Genomic DNA, 22,813 nt, shown 5'->3' on the forward strand with positions numbered 1-22,813 from the left:
TCGTCACACAATTCCTCTCCAAAAAAGGATAAACCATGAACTTGAAACTTCTCCTCACTGCCGCACTTTCCACCGCCGCACTTGCCGCACATGCCGACGTACAGCTTTACGGCAGCATCAAAAGCGGCATCGAAACCTCGCAAACCCGTTTCAGCGGTCAAACATACAGCCGAACCGCCGTTGCCGACCAAGGCAGCCACATCGGTTTGCGCGGCTCGCATCCGATTGGCGGCGGAACGAATTTTATTTGGGAAGTCGAACAAGACACGCCGGTCGGCAAAAGCGGCTCCATCCGCCAAGACTGGCGCGAACGTCGCGACAATTTTGGCCGTTGAAGGAAAGGTTGAATAGTAAAGGCCGTCTGAAAAATCAGGATAACTGGTTTTCAGACTGCCTTTGTTCTTATAATAGCGGTTTATTGTTTCCACACACTCAGCAACGGAGTTTCCATGCAGTTTTCAGCATTCGGCGAAAAATTCACACAACACAGCGGTATTTTGCAGTTGATGGACGATTTGGGCGACGCGCTCAAAAGTGACAAGCCTGTCAATATGCTTGGCGGTGGCAATCCGGCGAAGATTGCTGAAGTCAATGCGGTGTTCGCCGATGTGTTTTCCAAGCTGGCAGCGGAACACGCTGTTGAGAATATCGGCAATTATTCCAATCCGCAGGGCGATGCGGCGCTGATTGCGGCTTTGACGGAGTTTCTCAACCGCGAATACGGCTGGAATCTGACGGCGGACAATATCGCGCTGACCAATGGTTCGCAAAACGCGTTTTTCTATTTGTTCAACCTGTTTGGCGGCAAATTCAATCTTTCAGACGGCCAAACGGCTGAGAAAGCCATTTTGTTGCCGCTTGCGCCTGAATATATCGGTTATGCCGACGTGCATGTCGAAGGGCAGCATTTTATTTCGGTAAAACCGAAAATCGAAAATGTCGAACACGAAGGCGAAGCGGGATTTTTCAAATACCGCGTGGACTTTGACGCGCTGGATAGCCTGCCTGAATTGAAAGAGGGCAAAATCGGTGCGATTTGCTGTTCACGCCCGACCAACCCGACCGGCAATGTGTTGACCGACGGCGAGATGGCGCGTTTGGACGCGTTGGCGCAGGAACACGGGATTCCGCTGATTATCGACAACGCCTACGGAATGCCGTTCCCGAATATTATTTACAGCGATGTGACGCTCAACTGGCACGAAAACATCATCCTCTGCTTCAGCCTTTCTAAAATCGGCCTGCCCGGCGTGCGTACCGGCATTATTGTCGCCGCGCCGGAAGTGGTCAAAGCCGTCAGCAGTTTGAATGCGATTGTGAATTTGTCGCCAACCCGTTTTGGCGCGGCGATTGCGGCTCCGCTGTTAAACGACGGCCGTCTGAAACAGCTGGCCGATGAAGTGATTCAGCCGTTTTACCGTCAGCAGGCGCAAACGGCGGTTTCCCTGCTCAAACGCGAATTGGGTGCGTATCCGTTGAAAATCCATAAGCCTGAAGGTGCGATTTTCTTATGGCTTTGGTTTGAAAACCTGCCTGTTTCGTCGCAAACCTTGTACGAAATGCTCAAGGCCGAAGGCACGCTGATTATTCCGGGCGAGCATTTCTTTGTCGGCATCGATACGCAAGACTATCCGCACGCGCACGAGTGCATCCGCATGAGCATTGCGCAGGACGCGGAAACTCTGGAAAAAGGCATTGCCGCGATCGGTCGCGTGGTGCGTGGTTTGTACGATAAAAAATAAATGCTTTGAATAGGCAAAGGCCGTCTGAAACATGAGCAATCGGGTTTCAGACGGCCTTTTTGTCGGATTTAGATATGGTGGATAACCAGTTTTTTGCCTTCGTAATCGAGGACGTTGACGTCCATATCGAATAAGGTTTTGATGTTTTCGGCGGTGAAAATATCGTTGGGCTTGCCCTGCATGGCGACTTGGCCGTTTTTCATGGCGACGACGTAATCTGCGTAGGCTGCTGCCTGGTTGATATCGTGCAGGACGACGACGGTGGTGCGTTTGTGTTCGTCGGTCAGCCGGCGCAGGATCTGCATGAGGGAGCGGGCATGATACATGTCGAGGTTGTTCAGCGGTTCGTCCAGCAAAACGTAGTCGGTGCGCTGACAGAACACCATGGCAATCATGGCGCGTTGGCGTTGGCCGCCGGAAAGCTCGGTCAGGTAGCGGTCGGCAAAGTCTTGCAGGTGGAACTCGGCAAGTGCTTCTTCGACGATGGTTTTATCCGTTTCAGACGGCCTGCCTTGGTGGTAGGGATAACGGCCGAACATGAGCAGGTCGCGTACGGTAATGCGGCTCATGATGCTGTTTTCTTGGGTGAGGATGGAGAGCGTGCGGGCAAGTTCGGCGGTGGGGGTGGTTTTGATGTCTTTGCCTGCGTAGCTGATGTCACCGTGTACCAAGGGCTGCAGGCGCGCCATAAAGGAGAGGAGGGTGGACTTGCCTGCGCCGTTCGGGCCGATCAGTGCGGTAATGCCGCCTTCGGGGATGTCGAGGCTGACGTCGTTGAGGATGGGGTTGCTGCCGATGGTGTGGCTGACGTTGCGGATGGTAATCATAGGCGGGTCCGAAAATGGGAAGTTGGGGTTTCAGACGGCCTTTCAGCATGAGGCCGTCTGAATTTTATTCCTGTATGGTGTGGTTAGATTTCGCTGACGGTAACAAATTCGGGATTGTCGGCTTGGTCAATCAGGAAGGCGCGGACGCGTTCTTGCCAAAGCTCGCCGAATTGTTTGAGTTCGTTGGCACTTGCGCTGCCGCTGACGGCTTTGGGCATAATGTCGCGCATTTTCGGTGCAAAGGGTTGAAGCGCGGCGTTGAGGCTGACGGCAACGGTTTTGCCGGTATCGCGGCGGCGGAGCGCGAGTGTGCCGTTGATTTCGTCTGCACCAAAGGACAATAAATGGCGGCGGGCAAAGCGTCCGGCTGGGCCTACGCCGCCAAAGCCGGTTTCGGGTGCTGCGCCGGTAAGGAGTTGGACGACGGAAGCGGTAACGCCGGTTGTACCTTCGTCACGTTCGCCCTGCATAAATGCTTCGATGTCGCCGCGTTGCGGCAGTTCTTCGCCGTAAAGGGCTTTAAGGCCTTTGACCACCATCAGGTAGGCACCGGCGACGGTCGGGCAGGAGTGGCCGCACAGGCGCACGGCATCGGCGTAGTGGTAAGTGAGGATGCCGTTTTCGGCCGCGCCGAGGAAGTCGGCCAATGCGTCTTGGACGGTAATGGTCGGGGCGTCATCGAAGAATGAAGGGAGGCGTTCTTGTGTCATGAGGGTTATCCTTTATGGGTTTGCTTAGGCCGTCTGAAGGTTTCAGACGGCCTGAAACCTTTGCGGCATACTGTTTGCTGCGCTTTGAGCGGCATTTGCATTCAGTATTGCGGCAAAGGTTTCGGACTGAAACTGCGGTGTTATTTTAGGAGTATTTTTTTGTCCTGTATAAATTTTTCCGCCAGTTTTGTCACACCGTGGGTATTGAGGTGGTTGGTGTCAAAATATATCGGCAGGTCGTCTATGGTTTTGTCTGCCGGAATAGGCTCCATGATGTTGACCCAATGCACGGCAGGCCGCTGTTTGACGATGTTTTCTATGGTTTTGTCGGCTTCGGCGGAGCGGGCAATTTCCGCTTTTTTATGCTCGGAAACGTATTGCATATCGATGCCGAGACGCTGTTTCAGGTAGTAATGGCGCAGGGGCAGTTGCGCGCTCATCGGCGTGTCGGCAAAGACGTAAACCTGTTTGCCCTGTTGAATCAGGGTGTCGAGCATTTTGCCGAAATGATCCGTAAAACCGGGCTTGTCGGTATGCAGGAACCAACGTTGCGAGATAAAGACCACCGGATAGTTTTCAACCTTTTGTGCGATAAAGCGGTTGTAAGGGTTGCAGCGTTTGGCACGGCGGTCACTTTGCGGCAGGAGGAAGCCGAAGGCAACGCCGCAACTGTTGGACGAGATAATGTCGGCGGCAAAGCCTTCCTGTTTGCCCACTATATCAATAAAGGGCGTCAGGTGGGCGGCGTGGGAGTCACCCATCAGCAGGACTTTGCTGCTTTGATTTTCCGCGCCGACAGCGCAGTCGGTTTTGGTCAAGGTATCCGCGCAGATTTTACTTTCGTCAACCGTATATAGGTTTGCCTCGTATGCGGCCGGTTTGGCAGTCAGCAGGTAGCCGGCGGCAGGAATCAGCAGAGCGAAATAGGCGGCGATTACCCCGATGAATTTCTTGGTGGTGAAATTCTTTATCCGTCGCACTGGTGTTTCGACAAAGTAATAGGACAAAACGGACAAGCCCGACATCAGTACGACGGCCAATACAATCGCGGACATCGGCAAAGCGTTGTCCATGTAAACATAGCGCATGACGGCCAAGACCACCCAATGCCAGAGATACAGTGAATAGGAAATCAAACCGATAAACACAACGGGCTTGAGGCTCAACAGTTTGGCGGTATTGAAGCCGCTTTGCGTTTGCAGGGTTTTGCCCGAGTAAATCAAGCCGCCAACCGCCGTACAGCACAGCAGCCGTTCGATATTGCCTTCGCCGGGCAACACGCCGTAAGGAAGCAGCAGCATGGCGGCAATAACCGCCATCATCGCCCAGCCGACCAAAGGTGTGCTGAAACGGTCGTTGGTTTGGGAGGGCGGAATAAAGGCAAAAAGCGCGCCGATCAGCAGCTCATATGCGCGCACATAAGGCAGGAAATAAGGGTCCATGCCGAAGGTGGGCAAAAAGACGGACAGCAGGCTCAATACAATCAGCAAAAGGATGAATTGGCGGATGTTGCGCCCTTTGCTGAATCGGAAAAAGGCAATCAGCAAAACCGGAAAAACAAAGTAAAACTGCTCTTCCAGCGATAAAGACCAAATGTGTTGCAAAGGTTTTTCCACCGCATCGGCATCAAAATAACCGCCGCGCCGTGCAAAAAACAGGTTGGCCGAAAACAGCAACGCAAACACTGCCGATTTGACGTATTGGCGCAGGTCAAACGACAAGAAAAAGATTGCGGCGGCCAAACTCGTACACAGCAATACGCAGGAAAAAACAGGCAAAATGCGCTTCGCGCGGCGTTTGTAGAATTCTAAAAACGAAAAACTGCTGTTTTGCATTTCGCGGCTGATGATGGTGGTGATCAGGTAGCCGGACAAAACGAAAAACATATCCACACCGAGGAAACCGCCGGGCAGCCAAGCGGCATCAATGTGGAAAATAATGACAGCCAAGACTGCCAACGCCCGGATGCCGTCCAAGTCGGGACGGTATTTTAATGTCGTACTCATTTTTTGTAATTTTAGTAAATCCAGTGATGTTTACTATGAGTACATGTCAGAAATTTAGTTTCATTTCAAGGATTAAATATTTTGAAAACATGGATTTCAGACGGCCTGAATTTATTTTTGCGAACGTTTGGGCACGTTTAATTTATTTCTTTTTCAACACCAAATATAAAAATACCAATCCGCCTGCAAATTCGACGACCACGCTCAAAACGGCCTGCATGCCGAGGAAGTGTTCGAAGATGGTTTGCCCGCCGACCAACAGGATGCCGCCGACACAAAAAGTCATGGGCAGGCGGACGGAATGTTTCACCGACGGAGAAAAATGGTTGGCCAGCGCTGTAACCAGCAGGCCGAAAAAGCTTACCGGGCCGACAACGGCGGTTGCAGTCGCAACCAGTGCGGCGATCCATAACAGCAGCCATAAGGTATTGCGCGTGTAGTTGATGCCCAAATTGATGGCTTGATTGCGGCCGAGCAGGTAAACATCGAGGCGGTGGCGTTCGCGCCAGATCACGGCGGCGCTGATGAGCAACACGATTGCGCCGATGCCCAACAACTCCGAGTGGACGGTATTGAAGGTGGCAAACATATTCGCCTGCGCGGCGGTAAATTCTTCGGGATCAATCATGCGCGAAAGCAGCGACGACAGGCTGCGGAACAAAATCCCGAAAATTACGCCGATTAAAATCATGCGCGACAAATCGCGTCCGCCCTGTTTGATGAGTGTGTAGAACAGCAGCAGCGAGCCGCCCATCATGACGACCAGTTCAAAGCCGAATTTGCCCGTCAACGGTAGGGAAGCATAGTCCACGCCGCCGAGCGTAAACACCAGCAAGGTCTGCAAAAACACATACAGCGAATCGAAACCCAAAATCGAAGGGGTCAGAATCGGATTGTTGGTCAGCGTTTGGAAGAGTTGCGTGGACACGCCGACTGCATAGGCAACCATCAGCAGTGCGGCAAGCTTGGTCAGGCGCAGGTGCAAGACAAAGTCCCAATCGCCTTTGACGTTGAGCGTCATAAATAGGACGCAGGAAACCAGCAACAGCGCGAAGGCCACCCACAACGGACGGCTGCTTCCTGCCATAAAACCGATATTTTTTTCAGACGGCATGAGCAGGTTTCCTTAATAAAAGCCATAAAAACAAAGCCGTTCCCATTACGCCAAAAACCGTAGAGACCGGAATTTCAAACGGAAACACAATCACGCGTCCGACAATGTCGCACAGCAACACCAAAGACGCGCCCAGCAAGGCCACTGCAGGCAGGCTTTGGCGCAGCTTGTCGCCCATCAGGCGGCTGATGATGTTCGGCACGACTAGGCCGATAAACGGAATATTGCCGACCGTCACGACCACCAAAGACGTAATCAGCGCCACAATAATCAGCCCCGACCACAGAATCGCCGTCCGGTTCAGCCCCAAGTTCACGCTTACCGTTTCGCCCAAACCCAAAATCGTCAGCTGGTCTGCAATCAAATAGGCGAACAAAGCCAAAATCCCCGTTGCCCACAACAATTCATACCGCCCGAGCAACACGCCGGAAAAATCGCCCTGTTGCCACACGCCGAGCATTTGCAGCATTTCGTTTTCATACGCGATAAAGGTGGCCACCGCCTCAATCACCCCACCGAAAATAATCCCGACCAAAGGCACCATCAGTTGCGCGGTCGGCGGCAGGCGGCGGATCAGCAACATAAAGACCAACATCCCGATCAGCGCGGCAACGGCGGCAACCGACATTTTTGCCAGCAGCGGCGCGGCCGGAAGCAGCAGGGTCATCAGTAGCAAACCCAAAGCCGCGCTTTGACTTGCGCCCACCATCGACGGTTCGACAAAACGGTTGTGCATCAAAATCTGCATAATCATACCGGCCACCGCCATCGACGCACCCGTCAGCACAATCGCAAACGTGCGCGGCAGGCGGCTGATGAACATGACCTGCTGGCTGTCGGATAGCGAAAACAGGGCGGACCATTTGAATTCGGCCACGCCGACCGACAGGCTGACGGCAAACAATATCAGCAGCGCCACGCCGTTGATCGCATTTAAAAATGAAGGTTTGTGAAACATAAAATGGTTCGGAAAAAATAAGGCCGTCTGAAAGAAGGGTTAAGGTATTTGGCAAAAAAGGCAGGTTTGCCCATCATAAAAACAGATGCAAACAGGCAAAAATTGTCCATTTGCACCATGTATTTTCAGACGGCCTAAATCCAATGACTTCAGGTCAAGCAGCTTGATCCTGTGCATCATCAAACCCTTCAGGCCGTCTGAAAGAAGCGGGCGGCTATGCCCGCGCCGAATTACTTGGCCGCATTAAACGCATCGCTTACCTGTTTGGAAGCGTTCAGCAATTCTTGTGCGCCGCCGGCCGCCAGATAAGTTTCAGGAACAAGGTAAACCACCTGTCCTTTTTTCCAAGCGGTTGTTTCGGCAACCAGCGGATTGTTCAACACATCTTTTGCCGCCTGGCCTTCTTCGCCGATGGCCGCGCCGCGGTCCAAAACAAACAGCCAATCAGGGTTTTTCTCTTTCAGGTATTCAAAGCTGATAGGCTGGCCGTGGCTGCCTTCTTTAATCGATTCATCAACAGCGGGAACGCCGATGTCTTTATGCAACCAACCGCCCAAACGTGAGGAAGGGCCGAAAGCCGACATCTTACCGCCGTTGACCAATACCACCAAACCCTTGCCTTTGCCTTGCGCAGCAGTTTTCGCCGCTTCAAACGAAGCATCGATTTCCGCTTTCAGCTTGTCCGCTTCGGCCTGTTTGCCGAAGATTTGCGCCAGCGCGTCGATGCGCTCTTTGGAACTTTCTTTCAGATTGGCGGTTTCGGCGGTCATCTCGATGGTTGGCGCGATCTCGTTCAACTTATCAAACGCTTTGGCTGCACGGCTGCCGATGATGATGAGCTGCGGTTTGTAAGCGTTTAAGGCTTCGTAGTCAGGCTCAAACAGCGTGCCGGCAGGTTTCGTGGTTTTGAAATATTCGTCCAAGTAGGGCAGGCGGTTTTTGTCGACGGACAAACCGGTTTTCACGCCCAGTTTGTTTAAAGTGTCGAGCATGCCCAAATCGTAAACGGCGATACGCTCCGGATTTTGCGGCACTTTTGCTTCACCGCGCGCCGTTTTAACGGTCAGGCTTGCACCTTCGGTTTGGGCGGCAGAAGCGGAAGCAGTTTGGGCTTGGTTGGACGCAGAATCTTTCGGTGAACACGCACCCAAAGCGAGGGCGCAGCATACGGCTAAAGCGGTCAAACGTAACATAGGGTTTCTCCGTGGTCGGAAATAAAGTAAATCGAAATGATAACTTGTATCGGATTATAAAGCTAGATGCCGTCTGAAAACTTTTGTTTTCAGACGGCTTTTTCAAGCTGATTGCTTAGAAGCGGTAGTTCACGCTTAGGCGGACATCGCGGCCTGGTTCAGGCAGGGAGTTGGCACCTGCGCGTTGGCTGTGCGGCTTGTAGTTTTTATCAAAGACATTGTTGACGGAGAAGTTGACGTTCAAGTCGTCTTTGCCTGTCGGTTTCCAGTTGGCGAAGATATCGTTGACGCCGTAGCCTGCACGGACGACATTCAGAGCCACATCAGAGCCGCGCGAGGTTGGGGCGTAGCCTGCATTTTGGACATAACGTCCGCGCCAGCCGATTTCTAGATTCGGATTGTCGAATTGGTAAGACAGACCTGTTGTCCATGTGCGTCCCATCGGGATGGCGGTCGTTACTTTGTCGGCGGTATCGCCGTTCAGCTTCGGTTTGCTGTAGGCTACGCCTGCACGTGCGGTCAGACCTTTCCAGCGGTAGGCTGCGTTCAGTTCGTAACCTGTGTTTTTCAGCTTGCCGCCGTTATACCAGACGTTGTTTCGTCCTTCTTGACGGATTGCCTGTACATCTTTGATTTGCTGATGGAAATAGCTGCCGGAGAGCGTCAGGGCAGAATTCCAGTGGTAGTTAAAGCCAATTTCTGCATTTCGCGAGCGTTCTGCTTTCAAGTCAGGCGATGCAACAATCGGCCTTTTGTTTGCTAAAGCTGCTTCGTTCAGACGGGGGCTGCGGGTTGCATAGTTCAGGCTGGTGTTGATGGAAAAATCAGGGGTAATGTCATAAACCAACCCGATGCTTGGATTGAGGTTGCCGTCTGAATTTTCTGTATTACTGCTGGTTTTCATTTTCCAACGGTCATAGCGCAAACCTGTGGTCAGCGTAACCGGTGAGAAATCCCAAATACCTTCTACATATACGCCGGCATCGCTTTTCTTCTCGTTGTTTTCTCCGTTTGAGCTGCTTTTTTGAGTGCGCCAGTTTACTCCGTATTTCAGGGTATGGCGGTCAAATAGACGGCTGTCGAGATTGAGATTGGCTCCGTATGTCCGTACTTCGCCGTCCAATTCAAAATCTGGACTGGGGACTTCGTCACGTTTGGTATTCAAACGGTAAACATTGGCTTTGATTTTGTCGATAAAGCCCAAGTTTCCGCCTTTGAATTCCAAGTTGGTGGTGTCTTGGGTCAGTGTGCGGTAACGCGGCGAGTTGGTGGCGACATTCGGAATACGGTTGCCGTTGGCATCCAAAACGTATTGACCCGTACGGCGGTCGGTTTGGAAGACTTGCGAGAAATCGAACTCTTCGCGCAGGGCGCGTTCCCCATATTGCTTCTCTTGGCGGTGGCTTAATTCAATACGGTTGTCCTCGTTGAAACGATAGCCGATTTTGCCCAGCAAACCGCGTGAACCCAATCCACTGTTTAAAACCTTATCGCTTCCGAGCAGATTACGGTAGCCTTTGCCTGCCGTGTATTCTTTGTCGCGTACGAAATTGCCTGAAACCAAAGCGTCAAAACCGCCTGCCTGACCGTAAACGCTTGCGCCGCGCGAATAGCCTTTATTGCTGCTGATACCGGCATTGACTTTGAAACCGACGTTTTGACCCTCTCTCAGCAAATCTTGGGCTTCAACCGTTTCGGCAACAATCGCACCGCTGGTTGCGCCGATACCTGCTGAGGCCGAACCCGTACCTTTTTGCACAGCAACGACTTTTACCAATGCAGGGTCAAGCATAAAGCGACCGTTGTGGTGGAAAATCTGGCTGTCAGTGTAAGTATCGTCAACTTTATAGTCTATTTGGTCTTGTCCCATGCCGCGGATGGTTACCCACTGCGACTGACCGTTGCCGCCGCCGAAGCTGATAGAGGGTTCGTTGAACAATACGTCTTTTAAATCAGTGGAAGTCGTTTCTTCCATGCGTTTAGTCGTTACACGGTGTGTGGCGCTTGTGGCCTGACCTTTAACGGTAACGGTATCAAGCACAACATTGTCTTTGGCTTCATTTTCTGCGTGTGCAAAACCGGCCGCCAGTGTCAGTGACAGCAGGCTCAGTCGGAACAGGGGCGTATTCATTGAGAAATGTCCTTAATAAAATGACAGTAATAAAAAATAAAAGCAAATAAAGAGAAATTATCTTTAAAATATGCAATTAAGAATAATCATCATTTATAATAATGCATATAAAAGAAACGGTTGTAAAGAGTTGTATTGAATTTGTAAAGGAAATGGGTTGTTTTTAAACGAACTTTGCAGTTGGTATATCAGGCCGTCTGAAAAATATGTACTCGAACATTTTTGTGTATGAAAATATTTGGAAAGACTGCATAGAAATTTTTACTTTTTCCCTTGAATTTGTCGCAGATAACCCAAATCTACCCGCCATTACGGCAGGCTTTCTACTAAGTGTGCCGCTATTTTCAAGCAAACCGTGTCTGTCATGTCCGACAGACAATTGTTTTCAATCTATTTATTTATCGGAGCATTAAGACATGACCATCCGCCCTTTACACGACCGCGTAGTCGTCAAACGCTTAGAAGCTGAAGAAAAAACTGCCTCCGGCATCGTTTTGCCGGGTGCGGCTGCTGAAAAACCCGACATGGGCGAAGTAATCGCCGTGGGTGCGGGCAAAATCGGTAAAGACGGTGAGCGCCGTCCGCTGGATGTCAAAGTCGGCGACAAAGTGATCTTCGGCAAATACAGCGGCCAAACTGTAAAAGCCGACGGCGAAGAGCTGTTGGTAATGCGTGAAGAAGACATCTTCGGTATCGTTGAATAATTGTTGAATTAAGTTTCAGAACCAAAGGCCGTCTGAATCAAACATGAAGTTTTCAGATGGCCTCAAACAGATTTTTAATATTGATTTGGAGAATTTAAATGGCAGCAAAAGACGTACAATTCGGCAATGAAGTTCGCCAAAAAATGGTAAACGGCGTCAACGTATTGGCAAACGCCGTACGCGTAACTTTGGGCCCTAAAGGCCGCAACGTGGTGCTCGACCGTGCTTTCGGCGGCCCGCACATCACTAAAGACGGTGTGTCTGTTGCAAAAGAAATCGAATTGAAAGACAAATTCGAAAACATGGGCGCGCAAATGGTGAAAGAAGTGGCGTCTAAAACCAACGACGTAGCAGGTGACGGTACCACTACTGCAACCGTATTGGCACAATCCATCGTTGCCGAAGGCATGAAATATGTGACCGCCGGCATGAATCCGACCGACCTGAAACGCGGTATCGACAAAGCCGTTGCCGCTTTGGTTGACGAGCTGAAAAACATCGCCAAACCTTGCGACACTTCTAAAGAAATCGCCCAAGTTGGCTCTATTTCCGCCAACTCTGACGAACAAGTCGGCGCGATTATCGCCGAAGCGATGGAAAAAGTCGGCAAAGAAGGCGTGATTACCGTTGAAGACGGCAAGTCTTTGGAAAACGAGCTGGACGTAGTTGAAGGTATGCAGTTCGACCGCGGCTACCTGTCTCCTTACTTCATCAATGACGCTGAAAAACAAATCGCTGCTTTGGACAATCCGTTTGTATTGTTGTTCGACAAAAAAATCAGCAACATTCGCGATTTGTTGCCTGTTTTGGAACAAGTGGCCAAAGCCAGCCGTCCGCTCTTGATTATCGCTGAAGACGTAGAAGGCGAAGCCTTGGCGACTTTGGTGGTGAACAACATCCGCGGCATTCTGAAAACCGTTGCCGTTAAAGCCCCTGGCTTCGGCGACCGCCGCAAAGCCATGTTGCAAGACATCGCTATCCTGACCGGCGGCGTGGTGATTTCTGAAGAAGTCGGCCTGTCTCTGGAAAAAGCGACTTTGGACGACCTGGGTCAAGCCAAACGCATCGAAATCGGTAAAGAAAACACCACCATCATCGACGGCTTCGGCGACGCAGCCCAAATCGAAGCGCGTGTTGCCGAAATCCGCCAACAAATCGAAACCGCAACCAGCGAATACGACAAAGAAAAACTGCAAGAGCGCGTGGCTAAATTGGCCGGCGGTGTAGCCGTGATCAAAGTTGGTGCCGCTACCGAAGTTGAAATGAAAGAGAAAAAAGACCGCGTGGAAGACGCGCTGCACGCTACCCGCGCAGCCGTTGAAGAAGGCGTGGTTGCCGGCGGCGGCGTAGCCTTGTTGCGTGCCCGTGCTGCTTTGGAAAACCTGCACACCGGCAATGCCGACCAAGACGCAGGCGTACAAATCGTCTTGCGCGCCGTTGAGTCTCCGCTGCGCCAAATCGTTGCCAACGCAGGCGGCGAGCCTAGCGTGGTGGTGAACAAAGTGTTGGAAGGCAAAGGCAACTACGGTTACAACGCAGGCTCCGGCGAATACGGCGACATGATCGAAATGGGCGTACTCGACCCTGCCAAAGTAACCCGTTCTGCGCTGCAACACGCCGCATCTATCGCCGGCCTGATGCTGACCACAGACTGCATGATTGCAGAAATCCCTGAAGAAAAACCTGCTATGCCTGATATGGGCGGCATGGGTGGTATGGGTGGCATGATGTAAGGCCATCTGAACCCTTCAGATAAAAGCAAAACCGCACGGTAATTAGCCGTGCGGTTTTTTATTTGCCAGTAAGAAGCGTGAGATGGTGCCAGGGTAGTTGTAGAGAAATAAGGCTAGCCAGTTCCATTGAATCAGAAGCAATCAAATAAACTTCATCATCAAAAAAGGCCGTCTGAAACTTGATTTTGTGTTTCAGACGGCCTTCTTAATGATCTAAACCGTTACTTTTTGCTCGAACGGCTGTATCGGACAGCTTGAGACAAGATTTCTTCAATTTCTATCCACATAATGCCTCCTTACAGTAAACCAGGTTGACCTAAAGCCGGGTCGTTGGCTCGTGCCGCTTGGGCATCTTCGACAGTCAGTCCAAGGGCTTTGGCTACGCCTTCGCCGTATTCCGGGTCGCAACGGTAGCAGTTGCGGATGTGGCGGTATTTGATGAAGTCTGGTGCATCGCCCATGGCTGCGGCGGTGTTGTCGAACAAAGCCTGTTTCTGTGCGTCGCTCATCAGATTGAACAAAGCACGCGGTTGGCTGAAATAGTCGTCATCGTCTTGGCGGTAGTCCCAGTGCGCTGCGTCGCCGTTGATTTTCAAAGGCGGTTCGGCAAAGTCGGGTTGTTGCTGCCATTGGCCGAAGCTGTTGGGTTCGTAGTGCGGCAGGCTGCCGTAGTTGCCGTCGGCACGGCCTTGTCCGTCGCGCTGGTTGCTGTGAACAGGGCAGCGTGGGCGGTTGACAGGAATTTGGCGGAAGTTTACGCCCAGACGGTAGCGCTGCGCATCAGCGTAATTGAACAAACGGGCTTGCAGCATTTTGTCGGGGCTGGCGCTGATACCGGGCACAAGGTTGCTTGGTGCAAAAGCTGATTGTTCCACATCGGCGAAGAAGTTTTCGGGATTGCGGTTTAACTCAAATTCGCCCACTTCAATCAGCGGATAGTCTTTTTTCGGCCAAACTTTGGTCAGATCGAAGGGATGATACGGCACTTTTTCCGCATCGGCTTCAGGCATGACTTGGATGTACATCGTCCATTTCGGAAACTCGCCGCGTTCGATGGCTTCGTACAGGTCGCGCTGGTGGCTTTCGCGGTCGTCGGCGATGATTTTTGCAGCTTCTTCGTTGGTCAGGTTTTTAATCCCTTGCTGGCTGCGGAAATGGAATTTCACCCAAAAACGCTCGCCCGCTTCGTTCCAGAAGCTGTAAGTATGCGAACCAAAGCCGTGCATATGGCGGTAGCTGGCGGGGATGCCGCGGTCGCTCATGACGATGGTGACTTGGTGCAGGGCTTCGGGCAGCAGCGTCCAGAAATCCCAGTTGTTCGTAGCGGAGCGCATATTGGTACGCGGATCGCGTTTGACCGCCTTGTTCAGGTCGGGGAATTTGCGCGGGTCGCGCAGGAAGAACACAGGCGTGTTGTTGCCGACCATATCCCAGTTGCCTTCTTCGGTATAAAACTTCAACGCAAAGCCGCGGATGTCGCGTTCTGCATCGGCTGCGCCGCGCTCACCTGCCACGGTGGTGAAACGGGCGAACATTTCGGTTTTTTTGCCGACTTCGCTAAAGATTTTGGCACGGGTGTATTTTGTGATGTCGTGTGTCACGGTAAACGTACCGAACGCGCCCGAACCTTTGGCGTGCATACGGCGTTCGGGGATGACTTCGCGCACGAAGTCAGCAAGTTTTTCATTCAGCCACAAATCCTGCGCCAGCAGAGGACCGCGCGGACCGGCGGTCAGGCTGTTTTGATTGTCGGCAACGGGCGCGCCGTTGTTCATGGTCAGATGGGTGACTGGGCATTTGGAGATGGTCATGATGATTTCCTTTGTGAAATGGTCAGTGGTTTATAAAACGATTTGCCGAAAAGCATATTCGTAGCCGGTTTCTTGGCATTCATAAATTTCTTGTATCGACATTTGTTCTTCCTTTTACTTAAGCTATGAAAAGAACTATACAGAAAGGTTTTGACTATTGGAACTATGACTTTAATTTAATATTGTTATTATTAATTGAGATTTTATTTTTGTTAGATTTTTATTATCGAATAAACATGTTAAACAAAAAGGTCGTCTGAAACTGTTTTCAGACGACCTTTTTGTATCTCCGTTCGCATTAAAGCTTGCGCATCATCATCATGAAATATGCGCCGCCTATGAGCGTGGCCATCATTCCGGCAGGGACTTCGTAAGGGAACATTACCTGCCTGCCCAGCCAGTCGGCCGTCATCATAACCGATGCGCCGATGAGTGCGGCGGCGGCAAGCTGCTGTCCGGGCAAACGCGCGCCGAGCATACGGGCAAGGTGGGGGGCAAGCAGGCCGACGAAGCTCAAGGGACCGATAAGCAGGGTGGCGGCGGCAGTCAGTGCCGCGCTTGAGGCGATCAGCACCATCCGTGCAAGGGAGACGTTGACGCCGGTGGATTGGGCGACATCGGCGTTCAGGCTGAGCAGGCCCAGCCAGCGTTGCAGGGGAAGGATGAGCAGGAGCGAAGCGGCGGCGAGGAGGCTGACGGTGAGGGCGGATTCGGGCGTTGCCTGATAGGTCGAGCCGGACATCCATACCAATAGCTGTTGTACGCGGTAGTCGCCGCTTGCCGTCCAAATGCGGATGGCGGCATCGGCAAGGGCGGCGATGGCCATGCCGGTGAGCAGGACTTTTTCGGGAGCCAGCCCGTTTTTGCGGTTGAACAGCATCAACAGTCCCAAGGATGCCAGTGCGGAAATCACTCCGACCAGCCAAAACCAGCCGCTGCCCGAAGTGATGCCGAACAGCATGACGCTGGCCATCGCGCCGAATGCCGTGCCGGAACTGATGCCCAAAAGCTCGGGGCCTGCCATCGGATTTTGCGTCAGCCTTTGCAGCATCACGCCGGTCAGCGCGAGCATGGTGCCGATGGCGGCGGCAAGCAGCACGCGCGGGTAGCGGAATACGAAATATTCGGGGTCTATGGTCAGGCGCAGGGTTTCATCGTAGCGTCCGACGGTCAGGGCCAATACCGCTGCGGCAATGGCAATCAGCGGCAGCAGGCGCAACAGGCGCGAGGTATGCAGCGCGGCAGGCGCGGTGTCGGAGGCCGTCTGAAAAGAAGGACGGGATGGGGTTTTCATCATCAGCCACAGCAGAAGCGGCGCGCCGATGAGTGCCGTTACTGCACCGGCAGGCAGGTCTATGCCGCGATAGTGCTTCAGCAGCATCAGGCTGTTGTCAGTCAGCATCAAAAGCAGTGCGCCGATGATGAAGGAACAGATCAGGCGCATGGGCAGTGTGCGCACGCCCGTCTGCCGTACCAGCGTGGCCGCCGCCAGTCCGGCAAAGCCCATCATGCCGACGAAGCCGACCACGCTTGCGCCCAAAAAGGCCGCCGCTGCCAACGAGAGCAGGCGGATTTTTTTGACAGGGATGCCCACCGATTCCGCCTGCGTGTCGCTCAGGCTCATGATGGTCAGCGGTTTGATCAGAAAGGCTGTAAACAGGGCGGTTGCGGCGACGCGCCACAAAAGTCCCAGCGTGTCGCGCCAACTGTCCTGCACCAGCGAGCCGCTGCCCCACTGCATCACGCCGCGCGTCTCTTCGCTGAAAAACAGCATCACAATGCCCGTCAGCGAGCCGAGATAGAGGCTGACCACCAGGCCTGCCAGCACGACGGTAAGCGGTTGCAGGCCGCGCCGGGACGACAGCCACAAGACTGCGCCCAAGGCCGCCGCCGCACCGGCAAACGCCACGGCGGACGTGCCGTAGGAGAGGAAGGAGGGGGCGAATACGGTTGCCGCCACCAGTGCCGTCTGTGCGCCGCTGCTGACTGCCAGCGTGCCGTCAGAGGCGAGCGGATTGCGCATCAGCTGCTGCATCAGCATGGTTGCCGCCGCCGTACTGCCGCCGGCGAGCAGCGCCATCGCCATACGCGGCAGGGTATTGTTCTGCACCATCAGTGCGTCCAGGGGCAGGGTGTCGGGGCGGTCGAAAATCCGCAGCCACGGCAGCGTCCATTCCAGCTTCAAGATCCACCATGCCGTCAGCGCACACAAAAGAAGCAGCAGGACGGCAAGCGGGGGCAGGGGTCGTCTGAACATATTTACCATGCGGCCTCCTTGTTTGCGGATGCCGTTTCAGACGGCATCGAACGCATCAGTTGCAAAGTGAAGTGTTGCATGGAGGGTAGTGCGCCGTAGCTCCACGACGGTTCGAAAATACGGCGGTTTTCCGGCCTGCTGAATGGCAGTCTTTTCCAAAGCGTGCTTTTTTCCAATACCGGCCGCGTATTTTGCGGATGCGGTTTGACGATAATCAGCACCGTATCCGGCGGCAGCTTGGCCAAGTCCACCAGCGTGATGTTTTCAAACCCCCATTCGTTGCTCTTGCCCGTCCATGCGTTTTTCAGCCCCAGCTTGTCGAAAACGACCTGAAAGAGCGAAGTTTTGCTGTAAATCCGCAAATGCCGGCTGTCGGCAAACTGGACGGCCGCAAAGGGGCGGTTGCGGTAGGGGGCGAGTACGGGACGGGCGCGGGCGAACAGGTTTTCCGTGTCGCGTATCAGCTTTTCGGCAGCCGGCGTATCGCCGATAAGCCTGCCCAGTTTGCGCGTCGTATCCAGCGTGTGCGCGTATTCGATGCCTTTTGGGGTACCGAAATCCAGCTCGTGTACCGGCGCGATTTTTTCAAATTGCGGCTTGGCGGCGGCATACCAGGAAGATTGTACGAAGAAATCGGGTTTGATCTGATAGAGCCTCTCCAGGTTCGGCTGGAAGCGCAAACCTGCCTCTTTCACCGAGGCAGGCAGCGGCGGATAGTTTACCCAGGTATCGTAAACCCTTCTGTCGGCGACACCGACGGGCGGATGCCCCATCGCCGTCAGCGTTTCGGTTATCGTCCAGTCCGAAGTCGCCACACGCGGTGCGGCATGGGAAAAAACGGCAAACAGCGCGGCGGCGGTGAGAAATAGCCGTGCGGCAAAGTGGGGGAGGTCGTCTGAAAAGCGGTGGGACATTTGTTCGGCAGTCTTTCGGGGGTTGGGGTCAAGGTCGTCTGAAAAATGTGGGTCGGATTCTCGAATCCGATATTTTCAAATTGGCGGTGCCGTTCAAAGCAACCGAAATATCTGCGTTTTGTCGGATACGGGTATCCGACCTGCACATTCCGGCTTTTCAGACGACGTGTTCTTCTTGGAAGAATTTTTCAAGGCAATGCCACGGGGCGGCCGTTTTCGGGGTGGGCGATGATGTTCATCTCGACGCTGTAAATGTCTTTCAACACTTGCGCCGTCATGATTTCGGACGGCCTGCCCGTTTTCAGCAGCCGCCCTTGTTTGAGCGCGACCAGTTCGTCGCAATATTGCGCCGCCAGATTGATGTCGTGGATGACGATAATCACGCCCAGCCCCAAATCGCGCGACAGCTTCTGCACCAGTGCCATCACTTCTATCTGGTGGGCGATGTCCAAAGCGGCGAGCGGTTCGTCCAAGAGCAGGAAGCGGCTTTGCTGCGCCAGGCACATTGCCAGCCAGATGCGCGAACGCTCGCCGCCCGAGAGGGTATCGACGATTTGTCCGGTAAATTTTTCGGTGTGCGTCAGCCGGAAGGCTTGGGCGACCGCCTCCCTGTCCGCATCGTTGGTGCGCCCCAAAAGGCCGCTCCATGCATAACGCCCCATCATGACCAGCTCGCGGGCAGTCAGTGCGGTGGCGGCCGGCAGGTGCTGCGGCAGATAGGCGACTTCTTTGGCGTATCCGCGCACGGAATAGTCATGAATGTCCCTGCCGTCCAGCAATATCCTGCCGCCGGCCAATTCGTGTTGGCGCGTCAGCAGCTTGAGCAGGGTGGACTTGCCCGAGCCGTTGTGTCCGATCAGGCCGTAAACCTTGTTCGGTTCGAAAGAGAGGGAAATATCGTGCAGCAGGGTGCGCCCGGGCACGGCAAATGAGGCGTTTTGTAGTTGGAACACGGGTTCAGACGGCCTTTCGGTAAAATGGGGCGGAGGATGTTTGCCGGCGGATAAACAAAAAAACGGTACGGAACCGGCTTGTCCTGTTTAAAGCGGACGATACGCTAAGGTGTTGAAACACCGTGTGAACCGGTTCCATACTGTCTGTACGGCCTGCGGCTTTGCCGCTTTGTTCCGGTTTTGTCCGTCCGCTGTCAAACGGCAACTTTTCCGCCCGGTTGGATATGGTTAAAATATAACAATTCTTATTTCAATTCAAATGCAGACATGAGCCTCCCAAACACTCTCGCCATCCAAGACATCATCCGTTTCTGCGCCCTTGCGCTGCCTGATTTGGACGGCGATGCGAGGCCGTCTGAAACAGAGGCGGACAGTCGCGAAGCGGAGATCATGGCATCGGCGTTCGGCAGGCTCTCCGTGGCACATCCTGAAGCAGGGGCGGTCTATTGGGCTTGCCGCACTTGGCTTTTATGGATGTGGCAGCCGGTTTATCTGGGTGTGTGGGCGGCATCGGTCAAAGGTGCATCGCCCGATTTTTCAGGTTTTGCCCACACTTTCGACGGGCTGTTTACCGCACGTTTCGGCATTGCGGTGCAGGATTGTACGGTGCGGCTCAGGCAGGAAGCCGTTTCACGAACCGCCACAGATTTGAAAGCCTATCTGTACGCCTCGCTGCCACTGATTCGTCCGCATTATCCTTTGGGTGCGAAGCTGGCGGAATATTTCCTCGGCGATGCGGTGCTCAAAGCTCTGTCTGCCGCACATGCCCTGCGCCTGCTCTCGCGCGGTGAAACGGAAATGCTGGCGCCGCAATGGCAGGATGCTTTGGCGGTACGCTGCAACGGCGCGCTGGTGTGGGACGGGGAAACACAGGGGTTTCAGGCACAACTGGCCGCCTGCTGCCAACACTACCGTCGGGAAGACGGGGAATTTTGCAGCGGTTGTCCGAAAACGCGGCCTTAGGGCAGGGCGGTTTCGGGTAAAGACATCACGGCATCAGAGGCTGCTGAAAATGCAACCGGCTGATTTGTCGTGAGCTTGTCTTGTTTTTGCGGTAGGGGAAAGGGTTTGCCGACATTCTTAAAGGCCGTCTGAATATTTTTCAGACGGCCTTTGCCGTTTGCTGCCTTAAAAATCGACGGATGCCGACAGGGAGAAGCTGCGCGGCGCGCCGGCGTTTAGGTAGCCGCTGCCGGGATAGCCGCCGACGGATGCCCAGTATTTCTTGTTGGCAACATTATCGAGGCGGGCGCGGAAGGTGGCTTCGTGCCTGCCGATTTGGGTGTGGTAGCGCGCGCCGATGTCGAAGCGCGTCCAGCCGCCGACTTTAAGCGTATTGGCCGCATCGGCGTAGGAAGAACCGGTGTAAACCATGCGTCCGTCAAATGCCAAACCCTGCACTTTCGGCACTTCCCATTCCAAGCCAATGTTGGCTTGGGTTTTAGCCGCGCCGATGGTGCGTTTGCCGTCAGTTAAAGATGAGCCGGTAGATTTCTGCTTGGCATCGAGCAGGGTAATGCCGCCCAAGAGCCTCACACCTTGTGCGACTTCCCCGTAAACGGTGATTTCCGCGCCCCGGTGGCGGTCTTTGCCTTCGGAGGTGAAGCGGGCGGTGTTGCCGCTTTCGGCAACGTAAAGCGAACGCGGTTTGTCGGTGTGGAACAGGGCCAATCCCGCGCCGAAGCCGTTAGCTTCAAATTTCGTGCCGATTTCTTTTTGTTTGGAAACATAGGGTTTGAGCGATTCGCCGGCATTGCTGACGGCGTAGGCCCGGCCGTTGATGGAGGCAGTCGAGCCTGCGGTCGCGCCTTGTCCCAGGCTTTCGATGTAGTTGCCGTACACCGACCAATTCGGCGTGATGCGGTACACCGCGCCGACGGAGGGACTGAGGCGCGATTTTTTGTAATTTTCGGTTTGCGCGCCCGTATTATAGGCGTAAGCCTTGTTATGCACCTGCTGCCAGCGCGCACCGAGCATGAATTGCAGGCGTTTGTCCCAAAGGCTGAAGGTGTCGCCCAAGGCGAAGCTGGTCAGGCGTGTTTTGCCGGTAACAGCAGGATTGCCCATGTCGTTGCCCGAATACAGCGGGTTGGCGGCTGCGGGTTGCGGATAGCGGGACGGGTTGTAGAGGTTGGTCGTATATTGGTTGCCCCAATCCATGATGTAAGCGTTTTTGCGCGAGGATTGGAAACGGTTGGCGGCGGCGGTCCATTCGTGCCCTACCGCGCCCGTATTGAATTTGCCGCGCAAACCGATTTCGCCTGTGTCGATTTTATCCTTACGCGCGTTGTCGAAGCGGTAAATCGATCCGTCGCCGTTGACATTGCCGACAGTCAGGTTTGCCAGAGAATTGTTTTCCTTGCTGCGGCGGAAGCCATAGGCGGCGTAGGCAGTCAGGTTGTCGTTGAAATCGTATTCGCTGCGCATTGTGCCGAACCAGTCGCGCTCGTTGGAATACGTCCACGGCTGCGCCCAGTTGGACGAAGCATCAGGCGTGGCTGGCACGGCGGTCAGGCCTGACAGGGTAACATTGGTACGCGTGGCTTTGAGCTTGTTGTCCTGCCAGCCCAAATCGGCGGACAGGCGGGCATTTTCATTGCGCCAGTCTAGGCCGACATTGACCAGGCTGAGTTTGGACTTTTCGTCGTCTATTGCGGTTTTGCCGTTATGGTGCGCCGCATTGATGCGCACGCCGAATTCCTGATTTTGTCCGAAACGGCGCGCCACGTCCGCTGCCAAACCACCGCGTTTTCCCGCGCCGTAATTGGCAGTCAGCCGGTTCAATCCTTCATTGGACGCGCGTTTGGGCAATACGGATACCGTGCCGCCGATATTGTTGCCGCCCGGCGCCATGCCGTTTAAGAAGGCGGATGCGCCGCGCTGGACTTCCACGCGTTCGAAAAGCTCAGTGGCGATGTATTGGCGCGGCAGGATGCCGTAAAGGCCGTTGTACATGGTATCGTCCGATTCGGCGGCAAAGCCGCGTATGAAATACGCTTCCTGAAAATTGCCGTAACCGCGCGCAACGCGGACGGTCGGGTCGTTTTGCAGTACGTCGCCGACGCTGCGCGCATGTTTGTCTTGAATCAGCCTATTGGTGTAAGCAGTATTGGAGAACGGCGATTCTAGGTTTTTTTTATTGCCCAAAATACCCACGCGGCTGCCGCGCGCTACCTGTCCGCCCTTAAATGCAGGAATCAAACCGCCCTTGGATGCGTCCGCGCTGGCGGTTACGGTGATGGCTTCAAGTTCGGCGGTTTCTCGGACTTGTGGTTCGTCTGAGGCAAATGCCGACGAAACGGCAAGGAGGGAGAGGCTGAGGATGCTGAGTCTGGAAGCGGGCTTAGTCATTTGTATTTTCTTTCAAAAGTCGATCGTAACGGTTAATTTTAAAAGAAAATTAATTTCATTTCAAATTAAAAAAAATAAATAATAAAAGGCCGTCTGAAACTGTTTTCAGACGACCTTTTGACTGAATGGCTGTCAACTTTACCGTTTACGCCGCATCGTACAAACCGCGCACTACCCTGCCGATCGCGGCAATGCCTTTTTTCAGCGTTTCCGCGTCCTGCGCAATGCTCATGCGGATGCACTCGTGGGCGTGTTGGTCGGGCGCGAACAGCAAATCGCACCGATTTTGCCCGCTTTCAATTCAGGCAGTCTCTCCAGCGCGTCAAAGTCCACGCGGTATTTGAAGAAGCCTGCTTCGCCTTAAAAAAGGCCGTCTGAAACTTTATTTTGCGTTTCAGACGACCTTATT

Annotated in this window: 18 protein-coding genes; 5 read left to right on the plus strand and 13 right to left on the minus strand. The window is 53.7% G+C overall.

The window, feature by feature from the left end:
* The first annotated feature begins 35 nt into the window (after positions 1-35).
* Positions 36-335, plus strand: coding sequence for a porin (locus tag ACTHR2_RS08095; RefSeq protein WP_263338604.1), 300 nt, complete (start codon positions 36-38; stop codon positions 333-335).
* A gap of 114 nt (positions 336-449) precedes the next feature.
* Entirely contained in the window at positions 450-1,742 is a 1,293-nt protein-coding gene (locus ACTHR2_RS08100) for a valine--pyruvate transaminase (protein WP_440375597.1), read from the plus strand.
* A gap of 68 nt (positions 1,743-1,810) precedes the next feature.
* Here ACTHR2_RS08100 and ACTHR2_RS08105 read toward each other — a convergent pair whose 3' ends face one another.
* The 7 genes from ACTHR2_RS08105 to ACTHR2_RS08135 all read right to left on the minus strand — a co-directional run bounded on the left by ACTHR2_RS08105 (position 1,811) and on the right by ACTHR2_RS08135 (position 10,681).
* Positions 1,811-2,569, minus strand: a complete 759-nt coding sequence (locus ACTHR2_RS08105; RefSeq protein WP_049328943.1) for an iron ABC transporter ATP-binding protein — start codon at positions 2,567-2,569, stop codon at positions 1,811-1,813.
* Positions 2,570-2,652: 83 nt separating this feature from the next.
* Positions 2,653-3,279 carry an FmdE family protein gene (locus ACTHR2_RS08110; RefSeq protein ID WP_128580273.1) on the minus strand — a complete coding sequence of 209 codons (627 nt, stop codon included), beginning with the start codon at positions 3,277-3,279 and terminating at the stop codon, positions 2,653-2,655.
* A gap of 140 nt (positions 3,280-3,419) precedes the next feature.
* Entirely contained in the window at positions 3,420-5,285 is a 1,866-nt protein-coding gene (locus ACTHR2_RS08115) for an acyltransferase family protein (protein ID WP_263338594.1), read from the minus strand.
* A gap of 142 nt (positions 5,286-5,427) precedes the next feature.
* Positions 5,428-6,399, minus strand: a complete 972-nt coding sequence (locus tag ACTHR2_RS08120) for an iron chelate uptake ABC transporter family permease subunit (RefSeq protein WP_263338591.1) — start codon at positions 6,397-6,399, stop codon at positions 5,428-5,430.
* The gene (locus tag ACTHR2_RS08125) at positions 6,389-7,357 is read right to left on the minus strand and encodes an ABC transporter permease (protein WP_263338588.1); all 969 of its coding nucleotides are present in this window, start codon (positions 7,355-7,357) and stop codon (positions 6,389-6,391) included. The genes ACTHR2_RS08120 and ACTHR2_RS08125 overlap by 11 nt, the downstream gene beginning before the upstream one ends.
* A gap of 230 nt (positions 7,358-7,587) precedes the next feature.
* Positions 7,588-8,550, minus strand: coding sequence for a siderophore ABC transporter substrate-binding protein (locus ACTHR2_RS08130; RefSeq protein WP_263338585.1), 963 nt, complete (start codon positions 8,548-8,550; stop codon positions 7,588-7,590).
* 115 nt (positions 8,551-8,665) lie between these two features.
* Entirely contained in the window at positions 8,666-10,681 is a 2,016-nt protein-coding gene (locus ACTHR2_RS08135) for a TonB-dependent receptor domain-containing protein (protein WP_263338582.1), read from the minus strand.
* 416 nt (positions 10,682-11,097) lie between these two features.
* Here ACTHR2_RS08135 and groES point away from each other — a divergent pair, with 416 nt between their 5' ends.
* A complete protein-coding gene (gene groES / locus ACTHR2_RS08140) occupies positions 11,098-11,385 on the plus strand; it encodes a co-chaperone GroES (RefSeq protein WP_003684150.1) in 288 nt (95 codons plus the stop codon).
* Positions 11,386-11,483: 98 nt separating this feature from the next.
* A complete protein-coding gene (gene groL / locus ACTHR2_RS08145) occupies positions 11,484-13,118 on the plus strand; it encodes a chaperonin GroEL (protein WP_049322649.1) in 1,635 nt (544 codons plus the stop codon).
* Positions 13,119-13,414: 296 nt separating this feature from the next.
* Here the strand turns inward: groL and katA are convergent, their stop codons facing one another.
* The 4 genes from katA to ACTHR2_RS08165 all read right to left on the minus strand — a co-directional run bounded on the left by katA (position 13,415) and on the right by ACTHR2_RS08165 (position 19,053).
* The gene (katA, locus tag ACTHR2_RS08150; RefSeq protein ID WP_263338568.1) at positions 13,415-14,929 is read right to left on the minus strand and encodes a catalase KatA; all 1,515 of its coding nucleotides are present in this window, start codon (positions 14,927-14,929) and stop codon (positions 13,415-13,417) included.
* 298 nt (positions 14,930-15,227) lie between these two features.
* Entirely contained in the window at positions 15,228-17,195 is a 1,968-nt protein-coding gene (gene fhuB / locus ACTHR2_RS08155) for a Fe(3+)-hydroxamate ABC transporter permease FhuB (RefSeq protein ID WP_263338564.1), read from the minus strand.
* Positions 17,189-18,100, minus strand: a complete 912-nt coding sequence (locus ACTHR2_RS08160; protein WP_263338561.1) for an iron-siderophore ABC transporter substrate-binding protein — start codon at positions 18,098-18,100, stop codon at positions 17,189-17,191. The genes fhuB and ACTHR2_RS08160 overlap by 7 nt, the downstream gene beginning before the upstream one ends.
* A 188-nt stretch (positions 18,101-18,288) precedes the next feature.
* Positions 18,289-19,053 (minus strand): ABC transporter ATP-binding protein, encoded by a 765-nt coding sequence (locus ACTHR2_RS08165; protein WP_070815053.1) that lies wholly within the window; start codon positions 19,051-19,053, stop codon positions 18,289-18,291.
* 267 nt (positions 19,054-19,320) lie between these two features.
* On the opposite strand from ACTHR2_RS08165, the gene ACTHR2_RS08170 reads away from it, so the two are divergent.
* The gene (locus ACTHR2_RS08170) at positions 19,321-20,016 is read left to right on the plus strand and encodes a siderophore ferric iron reductase (RefSeq protein WP_440375598.1); all 696 of its coding nucleotides are present in this window, start codon (positions 19,321-19,323) and stop codon (positions 20,014-20,016) included.
* 165 nt (positions 20,017-20,181) lie between these two features.
* Here ACTHR2_RS08170 and ACTHR2_RS08175 read toward each other — a convergent pair whose 3' ends face one another.
* Both ACTHR2_RS08175 and ACTHR2_RS08180 read right to left on the minus strand, forming a co-directional pair.
* Complete coding sequence (locus tag ACTHR2_RS08175) at positions 20,182-22,404, minus strand: TonB-dependent receptor (RefSeq protein ID WP_263338550.1); 2,223 nt, start codon at positions 22,402-22,404, stop codon at positions 20,182-20,184.
* 145 nt (positions 22,405-22,549) lie between these two features.
* Positions 22,550-22,678 (minus strand): hypothetical protein, encoded by a 129-nt coding sequence (locus ACTHR2_RS08180; RefSeq protein WP_263338547.1) that lies wholly within the window; start codon positions 22,676-22,678, stop codon positions 22,550-22,552.
* Positions 22,679-22,813: the final 135 nt, after the last annotated feature.

Source organism: Neisseria sp. P0006.S004 (assembly GCF_051963015.1).
In the GTDB taxonomy this organism is placed as follows: Bacteria; Pseudomonadota; Gammaproteobacteria; order Burkholderiales; family Neisseriaceae; genus Neisseria.

Excerpts from the sequence above, each read along its gene's own strand:
- ACTHR2_RS08170 (WP_440375598.1), top strand. The coding sequence starts at position 19,321 with ATGAGCCTCCCAAACACTCTCGCCATCCAAGACATCATCCGTTTCTGC.
- ACTHR2_RS08175 (WP_263338550.1), bottom strand. The coding sequence starts at position 22,404 with ATGACTAAGCCCGCTTCCAGACTCAGCATCCTCAGCCTCTCCCTCCTT.
- ACTHR2_RS08095 (WP_263338604.1), top strand. The coding sequence starts at position 36 with ATGAACTTGAAACTTCTCCTCACTGCCGCACTTTCCACCGCCGCACTT.
- groL (WP_049322649.1), top strand. The coding sequence starts at position 11,484 with ATGGCAGCAAAAGACGTACAATTCGGCAATGAAGTTCGCCAAAAAATG.
- katA (WP_263338568.1), bottom strand. The coding sequence starts at position 14,929 with ATGACCATCTCCAAATGCCCAGTCACCCATCTGACCATGAACAACGGC.
- ACTHR2_RS08120 (WP_263338591.1), bottom strand. The coding sequence starts at position 6,399 with ATGCCGTCTGAAAAAAATATCGGTTTTATGGCAGGAAGCAGCCGTCCG.
- fhuB (WP_263338564.1), bottom strand. The coding sequence starts at position 17,195 with ATGGTAAATATGTTCAGACGACCCCTGCCCCCGCTTGCCGTCCTGCTG.
- ACTHR2_RS08135 (WP_263338582.1), bottom strand. The coding sequence starts at position 10,681 with ATGAATACGCCCCTGTTCCGACTGAGCCTGCTGTCACTGACACTGGCG.
- ACTHR2_RS08125 (WP_263338588.1), bottom strand. The coding sequence starts at position 7,357 with ATGTTTCACAAACCTTCATTTTTAAATGCGATCAACGGCGTGGCGCTG.
- ACTHR2_RS08130 (WP_263338585.1), bottom strand. The coding sequence starts at position 8,550 with ATGTTACGTTTGACCGCTTTAGCCGTATGCTGCGCCCTCGCTTTGGGT.
- ACTHR2_RS08100 (WP_440375597.1), top strand. The coding sequence starts at position 450 with ATGCAGTTTTCAGCATTCGGCGAAAAATTCACACAACACAGCGGTATT.
- groES (WP_003684150.1), top strand. The coding sequence starts at position 11,098 with ATGACCATCCGCCCTTTACACGACCGCGTAGTCGTCAAACGCTTAGAA.
- ACTHR2_RS08160 (WP_263338561.1), bottom strand. The coding sequence starts at position 18,100 with ATGTCCCACCGCTTTTCAGACGACCTCCCCCACTTTGCCGCACGGCTA.
- ACTHR2_RS08110 (WP_128580273.1), bottom strand. The coding sequence starts at position 3,279 with ATGACACAAGAACGCCTCCCTTCATTCTTCGATGACGCCCCGACCATT.
- ACTHR2_RS08115 (WP_263338594.1), bottom strand. The coding sequence starts at position 5,285 with ATGAGTACGACATTAAAATACCGTCCCGACTTGGACGGCATCCGGGCG.
- ACTHR2_RS08105 (WP_049328943.1), bottom strand. The coding sequence starts at position 2,569 with ATGATTACCATCCGCAACGTCAGCCACACCATCGGCAGCAACCCCATC.